17 protein-coding genes and 1 rRNA gene are annotated in these 18,269 nt (G+C 37.7%); 4 read left to right on the top strand and 14 right to left on the bottom strand.

Annotation, left to right across the window (positions count from 1 at the left end):
• Window positions 1-96 (bottom strand): 16S ribosomal RNA (locus ACIQ38_RS18320); the annotation flags it as partial.
• A gap of 333 nt (window positions 97-429) precedes the next feature.
• On the bottom strand, window positions 430-1,296 hold the full coding sequence (locus ACIQ38_RS18325; RefSeq protein ID WP_402826410.1) for a nucleotidyltransferase-like protein: 867 nt from the start codon (window positions 1,294-1,296) through the stop codon (window positions 430-432).
• A gap of 131 nt (window positions 1,297-1,427) precedes the next feature.
• Between ACIQ38_RS18325 and ACIQ38_RS18330 the strand changes: the two genes are divergently transcribed.
• Window positions 1,428-1,772: a YgzB family protein gene (locus tag ACIQ38_RS18330; RefSeq protein WP_402826413.1), complete on the top strand. Its 345-nt coding sequence runs from the start codon at window positions 1,428-1,430 to the stop codon at window positions 1,770-1,772.
• Window positions 1,773-1,824: 52 nt separating this feature from the next.
• Here the strand turns inward: ACIQ38_RS18330 and perR are convergent, their stop codons facing one another.
• The 3 genes from perR to bcp form a co-directional block, all read right to left on the bottom strand.
• On the bottom strand, window positions 1,825-2,268 hold the full coding sequence (gene perR / locus ACIQ38_RS18335) for a peroxide-responsive transcriptional repressor PerR (RefSeq protein WP_402826416.1): 444 nt from the start codon (window positions 2,266-2,268) through the stop codon (window positions 1,825-1,827).
• A gap of 112 nt (window positions 2,269-2,380) precedes the next feature.
• Window positions 2,381-3,325, bottom strand: a complete 945-nt coding sequence (locus ACIQ38_RS18340) for a D-2-hydroxyacid dehydrogenase (RefSeq protein ID WP_402826419.1) — start codon at window positions 3,323-3,325, stop codon at window positions 2,381-2,383.
• Window positions 3,322-3,810 (bottom strand): thioredoxin-dependent thiol peroxidase, encoded by a 489-nt coding sequence (bcp, locus tag ACIQ38_RS18345; protein ID WP_402826422.1) that lies wholly within the window; start codon window positions 3,808-3,810, stop codon window positions 3,322-3,324. The genes ACIQ38_RS18340 and bcp overlap by 4 nt, the downstream gene beginning before the upstream one ends.
• Window positions 3,811-3,934: 124 nt before the next feature.
• Here bcp and ACIQ38_RS18350 point away from each other — a divergent pair, with 124 nt between their 5' ends.
• Both ACIQ38_RS18350 and ACIQ38_RS18355 read left to right on the top strand, forming a co-directional pair.
• Window positions 3,935-5,227, top strand: a complete 1,293-nt coding sequence (locus tag ACIQ38_RS18350) for a glutamate-1-semialdehyde 2,1-aminomutase (protein ID WP_402826425.1) — start codon at window positions 3,935-3,937, stop codon at window positions 5,225-5,227.
• A gap of 38 nt (window positions 5,228-5,265) precedes the next feature.
• The gene (locus ACIQ38_RS18355; protein ID WP_402826428.1) at window positions 5,266-6,348 is read left to right on the top strand and encodes an FUSC family protein; all 1,083 of its coding nucleotides are present in this window, start codon (window positions 5,266-5,268) and stop codon (window positions 6,346-6,348) included.
• A gap of 40 nt (window positions 6,349-6,388) precedes the next feature.
• Here the strand turns inward: ACIQ38_RS18355 and ACIQ38_RS18360 are convergent, their stop codons facing one another.
• From ACIQ38_RS18360 to mutY, 9 genes are all read right to left on the bottom strand, one after another.
• On the bottom strand, window positions 6,389-7,279 hold the full coding sequence (locus ACIQ38_RS18360; protein ID WP_402826943.1) for an ABC transporter permease: 891 nt from the start codon (window positions 7,277-7,279) through the stop codon (window positions 6,389-6,391).
• A gap of 24 nt (window positions 7,280-7,303) precedes the next feature.
• A complete protein-coding gene (locus ACIQ38_RS18365) occupies window positions 7,304-8,308 on the bottom strand; it encodes an ABC transporter permease (RefSeq protein ID WP_402826431.1) in 1,005 nt (334 codons plus the stop codon).
• A gap of 72 nt (window positions 8,309-8,380) precedes the next feature.
• Window positions 8,381-10,030: an ABC transporter substrate-binding protein gene (locus ACIQ38_RS18370; RefSeq protein WP_402826434.1), complete on the bottom strand. Its 1,650-nt coding sequence runs from the start codon at window positions 10,028-10,030 to the stop codon at window positions 8,381-8,383.
• 24 nt (window positions 10,031-10,054) lie between these two features.
• Entirely contained in the window at window positions 10,055-11,038 is a 984-nt protein-coding gene (locus ACIQ38_RS18375) for an ABC transporter ATP-binding protein (RefSeq protein WP_402826436.1), read from the bottom strand.
• Complete coding sequence (locus tag ACIQ38_RS18380; protein ID WP_402826439.1) at window positions 11,013-12,032, bottom strand: ABC transporter ATP-binding protein; 1,020 nt, start codon at window positions 12,030-12,032, stop codon at window positions 11,013-11,015. Before ACIQ38_RS18380 ends, ACIQ38_RS18375 begins: the two co-directional genes overlap by 26 nt.
• A gap of 752 nt (window positions 12,033-12,784) precedes the next feature.
• A complete protein-coding gene (locus ACIQ38_RS18385; protein WP_402826442.1) occupies window positions 12,785-14,533 on the bottom strand; it encodes an ABC transporter ATP-binding protein in 1,749 nt (582 codons plus the stop codon).
• A 280-nt stretch (window positions 14,534-14,813) separates the two neighbouring features.
• The gene (ntdP, locus tag ACIQ38_RS18390; RefSeq protein WP_402826444.1) at window positions 14,814-15,353 is read right to left on the bottom strand and encodes a nucleoside tri-diphosphate phosphatase; all 540 of its coding nucleotides are present in this window, start codon (window positions 15,351-15,353) and stop codon (window positions 14,814-14,816) included.
• A 501-nt stretch (window positions 15,354-15,854) separates the two neighbouring features.
• The gene (locus ACIQ38_RS18395; protein WP_402826447.1) at window positions 15,855-16,010 is read right to left on the bottom strand and encodes a gamma-type small acid-soluble spore protein; all 156 of its coding nucleotides are present in this window, start codon (window positions 16,008-16,010) and stop codon (window positions 15,855-15,857) included.
• 49 nt (window positions 16,011-16,059) lie between these two features.
• Complete coding sequence (gene mutY / locus ACIQ38_RS18400) at window positions 16,060-17,133, bottom strand: A/G-specific adenine glycosylase (protein WP_402826450.1); 1,074 nt, start codon at window positions 17,131-17,133, stop codon at window positions 16,060-16,062.
• A gap of 125 nt (window positions 17,134-17,258) precedes the next feature.
• On the opposite strand from mutY, the gene ACIQ38_RS18405 reads away from it, so the two are divergent.
• Window positions 17,259-18,239, top strand: a complete 981-nt coding sequence (locus ACIQ38_RS18405; protein ID WP_402826453.1) for a metal-dependent hydrolase — start codon at window positions 17,259-17,261, stop codon at window positions 18,237-18,239.
• Window positions 18,240-18,269 lie beyond the last annotated feature (30 nt).

Here is an 18,269-nt window from a genome sequence, read left to right on the forward strand (position 1 = left end):
ATCAGAAGAAGCAAGCTTCTTCATCATTCGCTCGACTTGCATGTATTAGGCACGCCGCCAGCGTTCGTCCTGAGCCAGGATCAAACTCTCCATAAAAGAGAACTTAAAAAGCTCATTTTGTTTTGCTGGCATCATCATTAAATGATGTCAAAATTGTTTTGCTGTCAAGTTAACCGAAGTTAATCTTTCAAGCTATATATCTTAACGTTTTGCATGTTCAGTTTTCAATGTTCATTTTGTCGTTTCGTTTTTTGCGACTCCTCTAATTTATCACCTTCGTTCCAGTGAGTCAAGAAGTTTTTTAAAAAACTTTTTTGTCGTAAGTTTGTTGTTTCGTTTTTGACGACGCTTATTATAATACAACATAAAGTTTTATATTGTCAACAATAAAAACGAACAATTTATTTGTTCGTTTTTATTAAGCGCCAATTATTGGATTACTTTGTAGCATCTATGCATGATCTCATTGCTTTTTGTCGTCTGTTTTTCTATTAAAATAAATCCTTTATCTACTAAGAACTCAATAAAAACTTCAAGATCCACTGAATACTTTTTTAGTTCTTCTTGTTCATGGATCTCTTGGATAGTCCAAAATTCTTTTGAAGACAAAACTTCTAATATATGTTGAGCCCCATCCTTTGTTCTTGAATGAATCAAAAACTCACTAGCTAAAAATAAAAGTTCTAATCGTTTTTCTAATGATTCCTTACTTGAAATAAGTTCATCGTATAATTTATAAATAGCAGGATCTAATTGTTTGACTTGCTTCCATACCATCACCTCTGGATGCATCCCATTTTCGAACACAGCAAGACGCGCTAAATGATGTAAAGAATCTACTATATGGTTATATGCATCTAGATAATTTAACTGTTCAAAAAATACTTTACCTTCCATATACCTTCTACTAAGCTTCGCGAATTCAATACCCATTCTCACTTTTCGGCTATTTATCGGAAAATCATCTAACTCTTTTTTCAACGTTTCTACATATTCATTGCGATCGAAAACAACTCGCCCGTTAAGGATCCAGTCAACTAATTTTGGATTTGTCCCTACAAGCAACCATTTTTTAAGTTGTTTTTCGGTTATAATATGCATCGCGGCTTTCTTTTCATCATAGGAATAATGTTTTGTAAAAATTGGTTGTTCCGCTTCTAAAGTTACTATCAATAAAATAGAATCAAAAGTATCCGTAATAGGACTGACTTCCTCACGCTTTTCTATCGATATGATACCTATCGTATTTGAATCACTTGCTCTCTCTTGATAAATCGGTCTCAATAACGCTTCCAAAATGGAGCCTCCTTTGTTTCCTTCTAATATAGCTTTTCGACAATTAGTTTAAATTTCCTTCTAACCTTTCTTAAAACATTACTGACTCCTAAAATATGATATAGTGGATTTAGAATTTAGGAGGATGAAAAATGAAACCTTATAAAAACAAAATAAATCGAATACGCTCCTTTGCACTTGGTCTCATATTCTTTGGATTCATCATTATGTATGGCGCCATTTTCTTTAGAGAAAATGCAATTTTAGTAACCATTTTCATGACACTTGGATTATTATCCATCATAGGTAGTACAGCTGTATACGGTTGGATTGGCTTATTATCTACTCGAGCAGTTCAAGTCGTATGTCCTAACTGTGGGAAACATACAAAGGTTCTAGGTAGAGTGGATATGTGCATGTACTGCAAAGAACCTCTTACACTTGACCCTAATCTAGAAGGACAAGAATTCGACCAATCACTTAACAGAAAGAAATAACGTATTGGGTTCAATTGCAATAAAAAACGAGCGTAGTCGATACGCTCGTTTTTTATTGCACTTTCGTTGCATGTTCTTTACAAGTAGGACATGTTCCGTATATTTCCATACGATGCGAACTTACATCAAAACCAGTTAAATGGGACGCTAAATGCTCGACTTCATCCAAACCTGGGTAATGGAAATCAACAATTTTTCCACATGTGTTACAAATCATATGGTAATGATCATTCGTAATAAAATCGAATCTACTAGAAGAATCACCGAACGTTAGCTCTTTTACTAATCCCGCTTCTCTAAAAACGCGTAGGTTATTATAAACAGTTGCAACACTCATGCTTGGAAATTTACTTTCTAATGCTTTATATATATCGTCCGCAGTTGGATGGGCCATAGATTGAATTATAAATTCCAATATCGCATGGCGTTGAGGCGTAATTCGTACACCAGTTGATTTTAATGTATCTAAAGCATCTCTTAAATGTACTTCCGTCATCGCTATGCACCTCTTTTCATATTCATTATTAATTTGTAATCGTTATAATAAGTATAAAGAAGAAATGCAGTAGCTGTCAAACTTTAAGAGTACCAACACTTTAGTTGTTCTTCTAATAACCCCTTTTTGCATCAATTGTATTTTCAAATTGTTTGCTTCCATTCAACCATTCCGTCAAATTCCTAGAAAATATCTCTAGCGCTCTTACAACATATTGTGAAGAAAGACTTGAAGCATGGGGAGAAACGATGACATTGTTCATCTTCCAAAATGGGTGTCCACTTGGAAGTGGCTCCTTTTCAAATACATCTAAAACAGCATATGCTACATTTTCATCTTTTAGTGCTTGGAGTAATTCATCTTCTTTTAAAACATCTCCACGACCAAAATTCATAAAGATGGAAGATGGTTTCATACACTGAAAATGCTCGTATGTAAGCAAATATTTCGTTTCTTCTGTGCTAGGAAGGAGCGAGATAACAATATCCGCTTCTGGCAGGGTTTCTTTAAGTTGATTAAAAGAAATCATTGTGTCCATAGAAGATGCTGTGTTGCCGCTTCGATTACACCCAATCGTACGTACGCCGAATGCTTGTAGAATCCTACCGACCTCGCTACCGATTGCACCAGCACCTAGTATTAGTGCAGTAGAACCAAAAAGCTCCGATGACTTCAATTTTCGTACCCACTCCCCATTTCGCTGATTTTCAGCCATAGTTGGAAGTGATTTTTTGATGGAAAGTATATGGGCAATGATGGACTCTGCCATTGGCGTTTTATGAATCCCTCGAGCATTCGTCAGCAGAATATTCCGACTTGCTATTTCCTCTAAAGGCATTTTTTCAAGTCCGGCAGAAGCGACCATAATCCATTTTAGTTGCACCGCTTTTTCTATATGTGACGCAGAAAGATCTTCTCCATACGTCACCAGTATATCAGCCGTTTTTAAAGCTTCTTCGTCTAATGATTTTTGAAAGATGAAGTCTACTTGTGGAAACTTTTCTTTTAAACTACTTTGTTGATCTTGCTTCGGGCAAAAGGAGAATAATATCTTCACTTTTGCTCACCATTTATAGCTATTTCCTTTAATATTTCTAACGCCTCTTCTACATGCCCGGCCACTTTCACTTTCCGCCATTCTTTTACAATTGTGCCTGTTGGGTCGATTAAAAATGTAGAACGTTCAATTCCCATGAATTCTTTTCCGAACATTTTTTTTAACTTCCATACCCCATATGCTTCGGATACTTCATGTGTATCATCGATTAACAACGAAAATGGAAGTCCATGTTTTGCGATAAATTTTGTATGTGCCTGTTCATCATCTGCACTGACACCAAGAATAACCGCATTTAACTCGGCAAACTTCTCGTGTGAATCCCGAAAATCACACGCTTCTGTTGTACAACCTGGTGTAGAATCTTTCGGATAAAAATACAAAACAACATACTGCTTTCCTGCAAAGTCATCTAATGATACAATTTTACCTTGCTCATTTTTCAATGAAAACTTTGGTGCGATCATTCCTTCAAGTACTGTCATCCTATTCCCTCCTTTATTTCTAATTCTATCGTATCGAATTAGCGAAGGAGATTCAATTTCTTTAGCGTTTTTCACTATAATTGTCTACAATAGAAACATACGAAAATAGCGGAGGTTACAAACAATGAAACAAACGACATCTGAACAAATACAAATAGAAGCACTAGAACATATCGTAGGTGGAGTGAATAGCCCATCTAGATCGTATAAAGCAGTTGGTGGAGGAGCACCAATCGTCATGGAGCGAGCAGCAGGGGCTTATTTTTACGATGTAGATGGCAATAAATACATTGATTACTTAGCAGCATATGGACCTATTATTACTGGTCATGCACACCCACATATTACAGAGGCTATCACAAAGGCTGCACAAACAGGTTTACTGTATGGTACACCTACAAAGCATGAAGTGACTTTTGCCAAAATGTTAAAAGAAGCAATCCCTTCTATGGATAAAGTACGCTTCGTAAACTCAGGTACAGAAGCAGTGATGACAACCATTCGTGTCGCACGTGCATTTACAGGAAGAACGAAAGTCATGAAGTTTGCAGGTTGTTATCACGGGCATTCTGATTTAGTATTAGTAGCTGCCGGATCAGGACCTGCTACACTAGGTACACCTGATTCTGCGGGAGTTCCTCAGTCGATTGCAAAAGAAGTGATTACGATTCCTTTTAATGATCCAAAAGCATATGAGGATGCGATGGAAAAATGGGGAGAAGAACTTGCTTGTATTCTAGTAGAACCTATCGTAGGAAACTTTGGAATGGTCGAACCAAATGAAGGCTTCTTACCACTTGTTCATAAAATAGCAAAAGACAAAGGGGCGTTAGTAATTTATGATGAAGTAATTACTGCATTCCGTTTTCACTACGGCGCTGCCTCTACTATGTTAAATGAAACACCTGACTTAACTGCTCTAGGAAAAATTATCGGTGGAGGTCTTCCAATCGGGGCGTATGGCGGGAAAAAAGAAATTATGGAACAAGTCGCTCCATTAGGCCCTGCCTACCAAGCGGGAACAATGGCTGGAAATCCAGCGTCTATGCAAGCAGGTATCGCTTGTCTAGAAGTATTGCAAACTCCCGGTTTGTATGAAGAATTAGACAGACTTGGAGAAATGTTAGAAACTGGAATCGTTGAAGCTGCGAAGAAAAATGATATTACAATTACCGTAAACCGTATAAAAGGTGCTCTATCTGTTTACTTTACAGATGTTAAAGTAGAAAATTATGAGCAGGCGGAAGCAAGCGACGGAGAACAATTTGCAAAGTTCTTCAAACTAATGCTAGCACAGGGGATTAATCTCGCTCCTTCTAAATACGAAGCTTGGTTTATCACGTCTGCCCATACGGAAGAAGATATAAAAGAAACAATTACTGCGGTTCAACATGCATTCGCCCAGTTAAAGCAGTAAACATTTAAAACCGGAACGAACTGAAAGGATAGGATTCAATGAAATTAGGAGCTCGCGTTTTTAAAACTGGAGTAGCTATCGTTTTCTCGTTATTCATAGCCGATTTACTCCAGCTTCCTAGTCCTGTTTTTGCAGGAATAGCTGCGATATTTGCCATTCAACCTTCTATATATAGATCCTATTTGACTGTTATAGAGCAAGTGCAATCTAATCTAATTGGAGCAGCAATTGCAGTGGTTTTCGCCCTTATGTTCGGGAATCACTTTATAGTGGTTGGATTTGCTGCAATCGTTGCAATTATGCTCATGTTAAAATTAAAGCTAGAAAAGACGATTCCTTTAGCACTTGTTACCGTTATTGCCATTATGGAAATCCAAAGCGATAACTTTTTCACATATGCTTTAATACGATTCTCTACCGTATTAGTAGGTGTTATATCCGCATTTATTGTGAATCTAATCTTTCTACCACCGAAATTTGAATCAAAATTATTTAATGCCATTCACTACACGCAAGACGAGATTATTCGTTGGACTCGGATTGCGGTACGTAGTGCATCTGAGCATAACTCTACAAAACAAGCACTCAATCAATTAAAAGAACGTCTGGCTCGCGTAGATCAACTGTATTCATTTTTCAAAGAAGAACGTGGTTATTCCAAAAAAGCAATTTATACAAAAGGAAGAAAACTAGTTGTTTATAGAGAACTTATTTCCACTTCTTATAAAAGTTTAGATGTATTGAAAAGACTTCATCTCCATGAAAATGAGGTTTCAGAACTTCCGGAGCATTTCCGAATGATGATTAAAGAACGATTAGATGCACTTTTAGCTTATCACGAACAACTACATTTAAAATTCACCGGAAAACTAAAGCCTGAACATATTGAATGGCAAAGTTCAGAAGCTTTTATCCAAAGGCAAGAAGTAATGGACATTTTTGTTCAACAAATTGCATTAACTCGAATTGAAGAAGAATTCTCGACGTATCACTTACTTCATCTGCTATCATCTATTTTAAAATATGAAGAACAACTAGAACATATGGATACATTAATCACATCCTATTTGAATTTTCATAGTGAAGAGCTTACGGTACAAATAGAAGAAACGCCTTACTAACCCAAAAAAGTGTCACCTAAGTAGCTAGGTGACACTTTTTTTAATTCTTCATCCTCGGGTCTAAAGCATCTCTTAGCCCATCGCCCATTAAGTTAAATCCTAATACGGTCAACATAATAGCGATCCCCGGGAAAACCATCGCCCACGGTGCATTACGCAAAACGACGCGTGCATCTGCAAGCATTTTTCCCCATTCTGGCTGTGGTGCTTGAGCTCCTAAACCAAGAAACCCTAAAGCAGCAGCTTCAATAATAGCAGAAGCAATGGCAAGTGTACCCGCAACTATTACAGGGGCCATTGAGTTCGGGAGAATATGAGAAAACAAGATTCGTATATCTTTCATCCCGATCGCTTTTGCCGATGTTATGTATTCCTCTTCTTTAATACTCAAGACTTTTGAACGAATGAGTCGACCAAAGTTAGGAATATTAATAATCGCAATGGCAATTAAGGCATTTTGTAAGGATGGACCTAATACAGAAACAACCGCAATCGCAAGTAAAATACTAGGAAAAGCAAGCATGATATCGAATATACGAGAAATAATCGTATCAATCCACTTCCCGTAGTAACCTGCAATAATACCTAAAATACTTCCCGCAACAACGGATCCAACCACTGAAAAAAATCCAACCCAAAGTGAAATTCTCGCACCATGTATGACTCGTGAAAAAATATCTCTCCCCAAATCATCTGTACCAAACCAAAACTCACTAGACGGTGGGAGTAAACGATGATCTTTTATGGACTGCTCATTAATGCCCTGTGGTGCGAACAAAGGACCAAAAATCGCTAAAAGTATGAAGAAAAGAACAATTCCCGCTCCTATAAGTGCCATTTTATTCTTTCGAAAGCTTCGCCATGCATCTCTCCAAGGACCGGTGGACGTATCTTTTTTCACAATTAGTTCATCTGTAGAATTCGGAACCATCTGCGTCATATCTAATTCCCCCTTTTAGTCATATTTAATCCTTGGATCGACTAGGCCGTATAAAATATCAACAAATAAATTAATCATAACAAAGATAAATGCAACGATAAGGATACCTGATTGTATAACTGGATAATCACGGAATTGAATTGCATCATAAATATATCTTCCAATTCCCGGCCAACTGAAGATTGTTTCTGTTAGTATCGCTCCGCCTAACAATAATCCCATTTGTAACCCGATAACAGTTAATACAGGAATGATCGCATTTTTTAAAGCATGTTTGTATACAACCCAAAACATTTTTTGCCCTTTTGCTCTTGCAGTACGAACATAATCGGCACGCATCACTTCTAGCATACTAGATCTTGTCATCCTTGCTATAATAGCCATTGGGATTGTTGCAAGCGCAATACCAGGTAATACTAAATGTTTCAACACTTGTCCAAGTTGATCAAATCTTCCGTTGATAATGGTATCTAGTACATAAAAATTAGTGATTGCGGAAACAGGATTTCTCACTTCTTCTCGACCCGATGTAGGCAGCCATTGAAGTTCAATTCCAAATAACCATTGTTCCATCAAACCTAACCAGAAAATAGGCATGGATACTCCGATTAATGCGATAACCATTGCTAAGTAGTCGAACCATGAATTTTGAAACCAAGCAGAAATAATTCCAGCATTAACGCCGATAATGACTGCAATAATGACTGCAAACAAAGCTAATTCAAAAGTAGCCGCTAAATATGGCCATATCTCGTTAGCAACAGGTTGAACTGTTCGCATAGACTCCCCTAAATCACCTTGAAAAAGACCAATTAAATAATCAAAATACTGTGTATACCAAGGTTGATCTAGTCCTAACTTTGCTCGTAAAGCAGCTACCGCCTCTTCAGATGCAAGTTGTCCTAAAATAACTTGTGCAGGATCTCCAGGAATTGCTCGAATAATCATAAATACAACAAATGTCATTCCAAGTAAAACAGGAATCAGTTGCAATAATCGTTTTCCAATATAGTGAAGCATGCTCTTCACCTCTTTCGTTTGTTTGAATCGGAAAGGGGAGAAATCATGAAGACCTCTCCCCCATCTTACTTTTTACTTAAAGTCGACATGCGATAGTAAATCGGATCCAGTCGGATGAGGTAAGAAATCTACTAGCTCAGCCTTACCTGCAAGTAGTGGAGTTGAGTGAGCAAGTGGTACCCAAGGAGCATCTGCAAAAATAATTTCTTGGGCTTGCTTATACAATTCATTACGAACATCTTCATCCACTTCTGTTTGAGCTTCAATTAGGATCTTGTGTAAGTCTTGGTTGTCATAATAAGTGTAGTTATTGCTTCCAATATTATCACCATCTAGTAATACGTAGATGAAGTTGTCTGCATCTCCGTTATCCCCAGTCCAACCTAGTAAGAATGCATCTGCTTCTCCCTTACTAGCTTTGTCTAAATATGTTGCCCATTCATAAGAGACGATTTCAGCTTTTACCCCAATATCCCCTAGGTTTTTCTGAATAGCTTCCGCTACTTTTCTTCCATCTGGCATATATGGACGTGGAACAGGCATTGCCCATAATTCCATTTCAAAGCCATCTGCAAATCCTGCTTCCGCTAATAATTCTTTTGCTTTTGCCGGATCATATTCATATCCTGCAATATCTTCGTTGAATCCAGGAATAGAAGACGGAAGTGGATTTTTCGCTACTTCTGCACGTCCTTCGAAGAATGCTTCCACAATTGCTTCCTTATCAATCGCATAGTTAATCGCTTGCCTTACTTTTGCATTGTCAAAAGGTGGACGTGTAGTCGTTAAACCTAAATATCCAACGTTCATAGATGGACGTTCAAATAATTGTAAGTTTGAATCTGCTTCAACCGTTTGCCCATCTGCTGGGTTAATGCCATCTGCTAAATCAATAGCACCAGTAAGTAAATCATTTAAACGGGCTGAATTATCTGGAATAGAACGGAATATAACTTTATCTAATTTTGGAAGAGCTGCATCCCAATAACCATCAAATTTCTCAATTGTGATGGAATCATTTCGTTTCCATTCAACAAATTTAAATGGACCAGTACCAACTGGATTATCGCCAAATTTTTCACCGTCTTTTTCAAATGCAGTTGGACTTGCGATTGCAAAAGGACTCATGGCAATATTTTTTAAGAAAGGCGCTTGTGCTCGTTTTAGTTTAAATACGACAGTATAATCCCCGTCTGCAGTAACTGAATCAATGACATGACCTTCATCCCCTTTGAATCCACCAAACATGGAAGCATAGTATGGGAATTGATCCTCTGTACCATTTGCCCAACGCTCAAAGTTTTTCACTACAGCGTCTGCGTTAAAATCAGTACCATCATGGAATTTTACTCCTTCGCGAAGGGTAAATGTATAAGTAAGACCGTCTTCAGAAGGCTCCCATTTAGTTGCTAACCCTTCATGAATCGTTGTATCTTGCTCACCAAAGTCTAATAATGTCTCATAGATGTTTTTCGTAACTTTAAAAGACTCACCTTCTGTTACTCTAGATGGATCTAATGAAGTGGAGTCACCTCCACGCCCAAAGACAAGCACTTTATCCCCAGTCGATGTAGAGCCAGTATCCCCTTCTGTTGAACCTTCATTTTCATTATCTTTTTCTGTGTTGCCTTCCGATGCATCATCAGAACCACATGCAGCAAGAACTACACTTAGTGCTACTAGCATCAAAAGCAAGAATGACCAAATTTTCTTTTTTCCCAAATTAACCCCTCCGTAAATATATTATCAATGCTGCACTTGCTCATTATATAAATGGCAGGCAACAAAATGACCAGGTTTTACTTCATCTAAAGTAGGTACCACAGACGCACAAGTATCCATTTTAAATGGACATCTAGTATGAAATGTGCAACCTGTAGGTGGATTTGAAGGACTTGGAATATCTCCTTCTAGTACAACCTGCTCCCTTTGATGTTTAGGATCAGGAACAGGGACTGCGGAAAGTAATGCTTTCGTATATGGATGAAGTGGCTCCGCATATAAAGACTCACTTGTAGCAAGTTCCGCCATTCTTCCTAGGTACATAACACCAACGCGATCACTTATATGACGCACCACCCCTAAATCATGCGCAATAAATATATAAGTTAGCTTTAATTCTTTTTGTAAATCTTGCATAAGATTAAGCACTTGGGCTTGTATCGAAACATCGAGCGCAGAAACTGGTTCATCCGCAATGATTAGCTTTGGATTTGTCATCAATGCTCTTGCGATTCCAATACGTTGTCTTTGCCCACCGCTAAATTGATGTGGATATCTTTTGGCATGATAACTGCTTAGTCCAACAATTTCTAGAAAATCATGTACTTTCTTTTTTCTGCTTTTTGCATTTCCTATGTTATGGACAATTAGCGGTTCCATTAATATTTTTTCAACCGTATGTCTTGGATTTAACGATGCATATGGATCTTGAAACACCATTTGAATTTCTCTTCGCGCTTTTCTCATTTCCGAACTGGATATACTCGTTAATTCTTTTCCATCAAAGGTTACTCTACCTTCTGTCGGTTCTAGTAATCTCATAAGCATGCGACCAGTGGTAGATTTACCACAACCTGACTCACCCACGATTCCTAGTGTCTCCCCTTCATTCACATGGAAAGATACATTATCTACCGCTTTCACATAACCTGATTGTTTGGCCAATACTCCCGAACGGATAGGAAAATACTTTTTTAATCCTTCAACTTGTAGCAGCGGTTTTGTCATGAACTTCTACCTCCTTCTGATCGTATAAGAAGCATCTCGTTTTATGATTATCAGATGTTTCATATAATGGAGGAGTTTCTTCTGTACATCTTCCAAAAACTGATTCACAGCGAGCAGCAAATCGGCAACCAGTTTTTATCGTACCAGGCTTTGGTACATTTCCAGGTATAGAATATAGACGCTGTTTTTTATAGCGCATATCAGGTACAGAAGCGATTAGTCCTTTTGTATAAGGATGTTGCGGGTCATGGAAAATCGTATCTACTGTTCCTTCTTCTACTACTTTTCCAGCGTACATTACAACTACGCGCTCGCATGTTTCAGCTACGACACCTAAATCATGAGTTATTAAAATAACAGCTGTATTCAGTCTTTCATTCAGCTCTCGCATTAGTTTTAAAATTTGTGCTTGAATTGTTACATCTAATGCAGTCGTCGGTTCATCCGCAATAAGCACCTTTGGATCACAAACAAGTGCCATTGCTATCATTACACGTTGCCGCATACCTCCTGAGAGCTGATGAGGATAATCTTTCATCAATTCTTCCGCTCTAGGTAAACCAACAAGTTTCAACATTTCAATAGCTCTTACCTTTGATTGTTTTTTACTCCAGTCTTTTTTATGCAGTGTAATCGCTTCCATTAGTTGGTTTCCTATTGTAAATAAAGGATTTAAAGACGTCATAGGTTCTTGGAAAATCATCGCTACGTCATTTCCACGAACTTTCCGCATCTCTTTCTCTGAGAACTTCGTTAAATCTTTCCCTTTAAATAAGATTTGCCCATTTGTAATTTTCCCCGGTGGGCTTGGCACAAGACCCATTATTGAAAGCGATGTAACACTTTTACCACAGCCTGATTCCCCTACGATTCCAAGTATCTCTCCTTCTTTTACGTGAAAATCTACATAGTCCACAGATGGAATGACACCGTCATCTGTGAAAAAGGAAGTTTGGAGGTCTTTGACTTCTAATATGATTTCACGTTCTGTCATAACGCACCCCTTTTGTTTTTAAATAATTTATAATTTTCTATTAATTATTAGTTATATTAATATTTTACACAAATTAACCTTATATGCAACACTTTTTTAAAAATGCCAAAGAATGACCCTTCTTAAGAGATATTTTACCTTATAGGGATAAAGCGTCTTAGCAAGTTTAATAAGGAGGCCGCTATATTTCCGCTGGGCAAGTGACGAGCCGCTACGTGGCTAACGCACTTGCAGGGTCTCACACCTCCGAGCAAAATTCCAAAGAATGGCTAAGGGCAATCAAAAAGCAATTGAGAGCAACTAATTTCTTACAATAGCTCTTTACTCGGATGGAGAAGACCATGATTTAGGCATATTATAGGAATAATATGTCTAAAAACCCGTCTAACTCGCCTGGCAGGTATCGGCTCGACTAGTTCATCGAGTTCGCAGTGTATATTGCCTCGTTCAGCCATTTATTGTTAATTTCGGACACTGATAAGTTAGTGTTTTTTCATGGATTTTCGCATCAGGACGGCGACTCCGAAGGGATTAAGTGAGTAAGATGAGACTTCACAACGTACGCGCGTAGGCGCGGCGGTGAAGGCTCATCACTCACCCCACGGAAAGCGTCCGCCCTGCTGCGAAAATCCCTGCGGACACTTCATACAACTCGCTACGACACATTATCCCTAAAAAGTAATACACTTTATATTAATTTACTAAATAGCAAAGCTCCCGAAGTCGTAACTTCGGGAGCTTTTACATGATTATTATTTATCTAATTGTTGTATTTGGAACAAATTATAATATACATTTTGTTGATTCATCAATTCCGCGTGACTTCCGTTTTCGACTACTTGACCATCTTCAATAACGAATATATTATCCGCATGCGTGATTGTTGAAAGTCTGTGTGCAACAATAATGGTTGTACGATTCGATGCTAGACGCTCTAACGAATCTTGAATCAACGCTTCGCTCTCTAAATCTAACGCTGAAGTAGCTTCGTCTAAAACTAAGATAGTTGGATTTTTCAAAAATACGCGTGCTATAGCTACACGTTGCTTTTGACCACCAGAAAGCTTTACGCCACGCTCCCCTACTTTTGTTTCATATCCTTCCGGTAATTCCATTATGAAATCATGCGCATTCGCCGCTTTTGCGGCTTCTATTACTTCTTCATCTGTTGCATCTGGTTTCCCCATTAATATATTTGCTTTAACTGAATCACTAAACAAAATATTATCTTGTAACACGATTCCTATTTGCTTTCTTAATGAATCAATCGTTACATCACGGATATCATGTCCATCGATTCGGACACTACCACTTGTTACATCATAAAATCTTGGAATTAAGCTTATAATAGTCGATTTACCACCGCCACTCATTCCGACAAATGCAATTGTCTCACCGGCTTTCACATGGAAATCCAAGTTGTTCAAAATTGTGCTTCCATCTTTTTCATATTGAAAGGAAACATTCGAAAATGTCACTTCTCCTGTAACATTTTTTAATGTAGAAGCCCCTTTTTTATCAACAATATCATACTTTTCATCCATCAATTCAAAAACACGATCCATCGAAGCAAAAGACTGTGTTAATGTTGTGGAAGAATTAACTAAACGACGAAGTGGACTATATAATCGTTCAATATATGCAACAAAGGCAGCCATCGTTCCGACCGATAGTCTTCCGCTAATCGCTTCGTACCCCGCATATGCAATGACTAGTAAAGGGGCAATATCGGTTATCGTATTAACAACTGCAAACGCTTTTGCATTCCAAATCGTTTGATCGACTGCTTTATCTAAAAATTCCTCATTTGCTTCGTTAAATAATTTTTGTTCATGCTTCTCTAATGTAAATGTTTTAATAATGCTCATACCTTGTACACGTTCATGTAAATAACTTTGAACACCAGCTAGAGCTTGCGAACGTTTTCTCGTTAAATCGCGAAGTCTTCCGAAAAAGTATTTGACACTAAACGCATAGAATGGAAATGCGAGCAATGTGACAAGGGTTAACTTTACATTCATTGTAAGCATTATCCCAATTGCAATGAGTATAGTTGCTAAATCCAACCAAACATTCATGAGTCCAATCATGACAAAGTTCTTTGTTTGCTCTACATCATTTATTACCCTGGAAATAACTTCACCGGCACGTGTATTAGAGTAGTATTTTAACCCTAATTTTTGTAGATGAATATAAAGTTTTTCTCGAATATCATACAGTATTTTATTGCTCACTAACTGCGCTAAATACTGTCTGTAGTACTCAATTGGCGGACGAACAATTAGGAAGACTAAGGCAGTTCCACCAAGCCAATATACTAATTGCTGAATTTTTTGGTCTGCTGTAAGAGTTTCTTCCCCGATAATATCATCAATAACGATTTTAATAAGAATCGGTATAAATAATGGTATGGCGAATTTGATAATCCCAATAACTAGTGTTAAAAATATTTGAAAGTTATATGGTTTAACAAATTGCATATACCTTTTCATAGATCCCATGTAATGACTTCCCTTCCAAAAATCAAATTCGCCTTGGCGTATTTGCTCCTGCGCAAGCTCGTCGCAGAAAACAGTGCGTCCAGATTTTATCGAGCTTGCTCGATAACTTCCTCTAAAAATCTGCGGCATCCGCCGGAGTCTTTAGGCCAACAGGATGTTGGTCACTCAGGCGTTGCCGCACTACGCGGCGATCTTAGCCAGAGTTCCTTGACATTCAGCAGTTTTTGTTTACTGAATGAAGTTAAAAAAACCTGTTGTTTGTATTCAACAGGTTTTTCGTCTACTCGTTTAACTGTTTATAAAAATGATAGCGACTCGTCCATGCTTCGATAAAATCTGGAGCAAATGGACCCCTTCTTTGCTTTATCCAAGAAATAAGTTTTTCTATATTACGATCAAGAATACCGTCCATTTCTTCTGGATACTTCATTTCTTTTTTATGTTGTTCGTATTCATCTTCGTCTAGAATCGTATAGGTCATGTCTGGAAAGACCTTTACATCTAAATCATAATCAATATACTTTAACCGCCCATCACTATAAACAAAAGGCGAACTCATATTGATGTAATAGTATACACCATCTTCTCGTAACATACAAATAATGTTAAACCAATGTTCGGCGTGAAAGTAGCAAATGGAAGGTTCTCGTGTAACCCACGTCCGACCATCCGCCTCAATAACCAGCGTCCGTTCATTTGCCCCAATCACAATATTTTTAGTGCCTTTTAAAACCATTGTTTCCTGCCAGACACGGTGGATACTACCATTATGCTTGTAGCTGTGTATTTGTATCATTTCTCCTTCTGTTGGAATCGCCATCTTTTAGCCACCTTTTCGACAAGCGTTTGATTCAAATTCGCCTTGGCGTATTGGCGTCCAGATCAAGTAAGGAAGTTAGCTTAGGTGCCTTGCGACAACACTAACCGACCTGCATCACGCTAGCCTGAGCTTGCTCGATAAGTTCCTCACAAAATCTGTGACATCCGCCGGAGGCTTTAACTTACTTCAGCGCCCTCCCGAATTAAGTTAAGTTTGTTTACTTATTTACTCATTATAACAATCCGTTTCAAAAAACTATAGTAAAAAAATCATAAGTGGCTATTAAGTGTACATTGTTTTCTGAAACTTCCCATAAATAGTAGTTTGTTCCCTAAAGAGATAGTCCATAGTATAAAGTTCTATTAGTGGATCCGGGTGATGGATGAGCCTTAACCACCTGCTTCTAAAGTGTTACATATATGAGATACTTATTCATTCCCAGACAGTAAAAAAATCAGCGGAGACATAATGTCTCCGCTGATTTTTGGTGAATCCATTTAATTACTTTGTTTGGTTGGAAGAACCATACTTACCGCTAGCTTGTTGTTTTTTCAACTCTGCTTGACGATTTTGTTCTTTCACTTGTTGAATATCAGTTTCAGAAGCAAACTCTTGGTTTTGATTTTGGTTCTGCTGTTTTCTGTTATTCTTTTTCATGGATATCACCCCCGTACATCTATATCATGTACAGTTAATGAGAATGTATTCACTCTTTTTTATTTTTTATCGATTTCCATGCACTCCATATCTTTAACACTGGTACAGGCATTGGGAGCGTTTCGATTTCATCTTTTGTAAACCATTTACATGAAGTTTGAAGTTCCTTTTCTGCTTGTAATTTCCCCTCAAAGCTTTCCATTTCCCAGACTAAATGAGAAAAAATATGCTTGAACGCTATTAATTCTTTACCTTTTAAAATTTCAATCCCGTAATCATGTTCGATTACTTCTTCCGTAGTATGTGTTGCGGTTGGCAGCTCTACCATTGGAAATTGCCACATATTCGCCAGTAATCCTTTCGAAGGTCGTTTTTCAAGTAAAACTTGGCCATCATCATTCTCAATAACAACAGCTTTCATTTTATGTACTTTTGTTTTTTTATTAATTGTTTTAATCGGTAATTGTTCTTGCATTCCTTCAAAGAATGCTGTGCAATTTTCTCTAACGGGACAAAGTAAACATTTTGGTTTTGTCGGTGTACAAATGACCGCTCCCAGTTCCATTAAACCTTGATTGAATGCAGAAGGATTGTCTTCATCTATTAGCTCCATTACCGCTTCTTCAAATATTTTCTTCGTTTTTGGTTTGGCGATATCTTCTTTTATCAATAACAGTCGAGAAAGAACTCGCATGACATTGCCGTCTACTGCATGCTCTGGAACCCCGTACGCTATACTAAGAACTGCTCCTGCTGTATATGGTCCTACTCCTTTTAACGTGGAAATTTCTTTTCGAGTGTTTGGAACGACGCTTCCATATGACTCGACGACTTCTTTCACACCGGCTTGTAAGTTGCGTGCACGCGAATAATAGCCTAACCCTTCCCATTCCTTCAGTAATTCTTCTTCTTTTGCATGAGCAAGCGATTCTAGGGAAGGATATTTTGTGATAAATCTTTCATAATAAGGTATAACAGTATCTACTTTTGTTTGCTGGAGCATTACTTCTGACACCCAAATTTTATATGGATCTTTCGTCTTTCTCCACGGCAAATCACGTTTTTCTTCTAAAAACCAGGATACTAAAGCATTTCTGACTTGGGTTTTATATAGTTCGTTCAATGTAAATCATTCCTTACGATTAGTGACATGAAAAAAAGGGTATATCAACATTAAGTACTTTGTTATTTTACCGTTTTTATTTTATGATGGTAATAACTTAGTATCCAAAAAGGAGTTGGTAAAGCATGGATACAGGTACACATATTGTGATGGGTATTGCACTTGGAGGATTAGCACTTGCGGATCCTGTTGTTGCAAGCAGTACCCTAACTACAACTGCTGTTATTGCAGGTACAATTATTGGATCTCAGGCACCTGATATAGATACTGTTTTAAAATTGCGGAATAATGCCGTGTACATTCGACATCACCGTGGCATTACACATTCTATACCAGCTGTTCTGTTATGGCCACTTCTAATTTCAGGTGTACTATGGCTTATCATGCCAGAAGCAAACTTATTGCATTTATGGTTATGGACGTTTCTAGCTGTTTTTTTACATGTGTTTGTCGATATTTTTAATTCTTATGGAACACAAGCCTTGCGACCATTTTCTAGAAAGTGGGTTGCTTTAGGCGTTATTAATACATTTGATCCGATTATTTTTGGTATTCACATAATCGGTTTGTTGTTTTGGATGTTTGGTGCAAATCCAGTAACGACGTTTCTTATTATGTACGCGATTATACTCGTCTATTACATTTTAAGATTTGCCGTTCAAAGTGCGGTTAAAAATTCCGTCAAACATACAATTCCCGATGCCGACGAAATAATTGTTGCTCCGACGATGAAATTTTTCCAATGGCGAGTGGCTGCTATTTCTGAAACACATCATTATGTTGGACGTGCTTATGGTAGATCCATTTCTATCTACGATAAATTTGAAAAAGTACCGTTACCCGAAACAGATTTAGTAGAGGCTGCACTAGAAGATAAAAACCTTAGTGCATTTACCTCATTCTCCCCAATTTTCAGATGGGAGATAACGAAATTCGAGAAATTATATGAAGTCCGCTTAATCGATCTTCGTTATAGAAGTAATGACTATTATCCATTCGTTGCAGTAGCTCATTTAAATGATGAGCTCGAAATTGTCAACTCTTACACAGGCTGGATTTTTAGCGAAGACAAACTCCGCAAAAAGCTCGACTTCATGCCGAACTAAAATGTTTAAAACGCTAGGATTTAAAATACC

The organism is Psychrobacillus sp. NPDC096389, assembly GCF_044762855.1.
Lineage (GTDB): Bacteria > Bacillota > Bacilli > Bacillales_A > Planococcaceae > Psychrobacillus.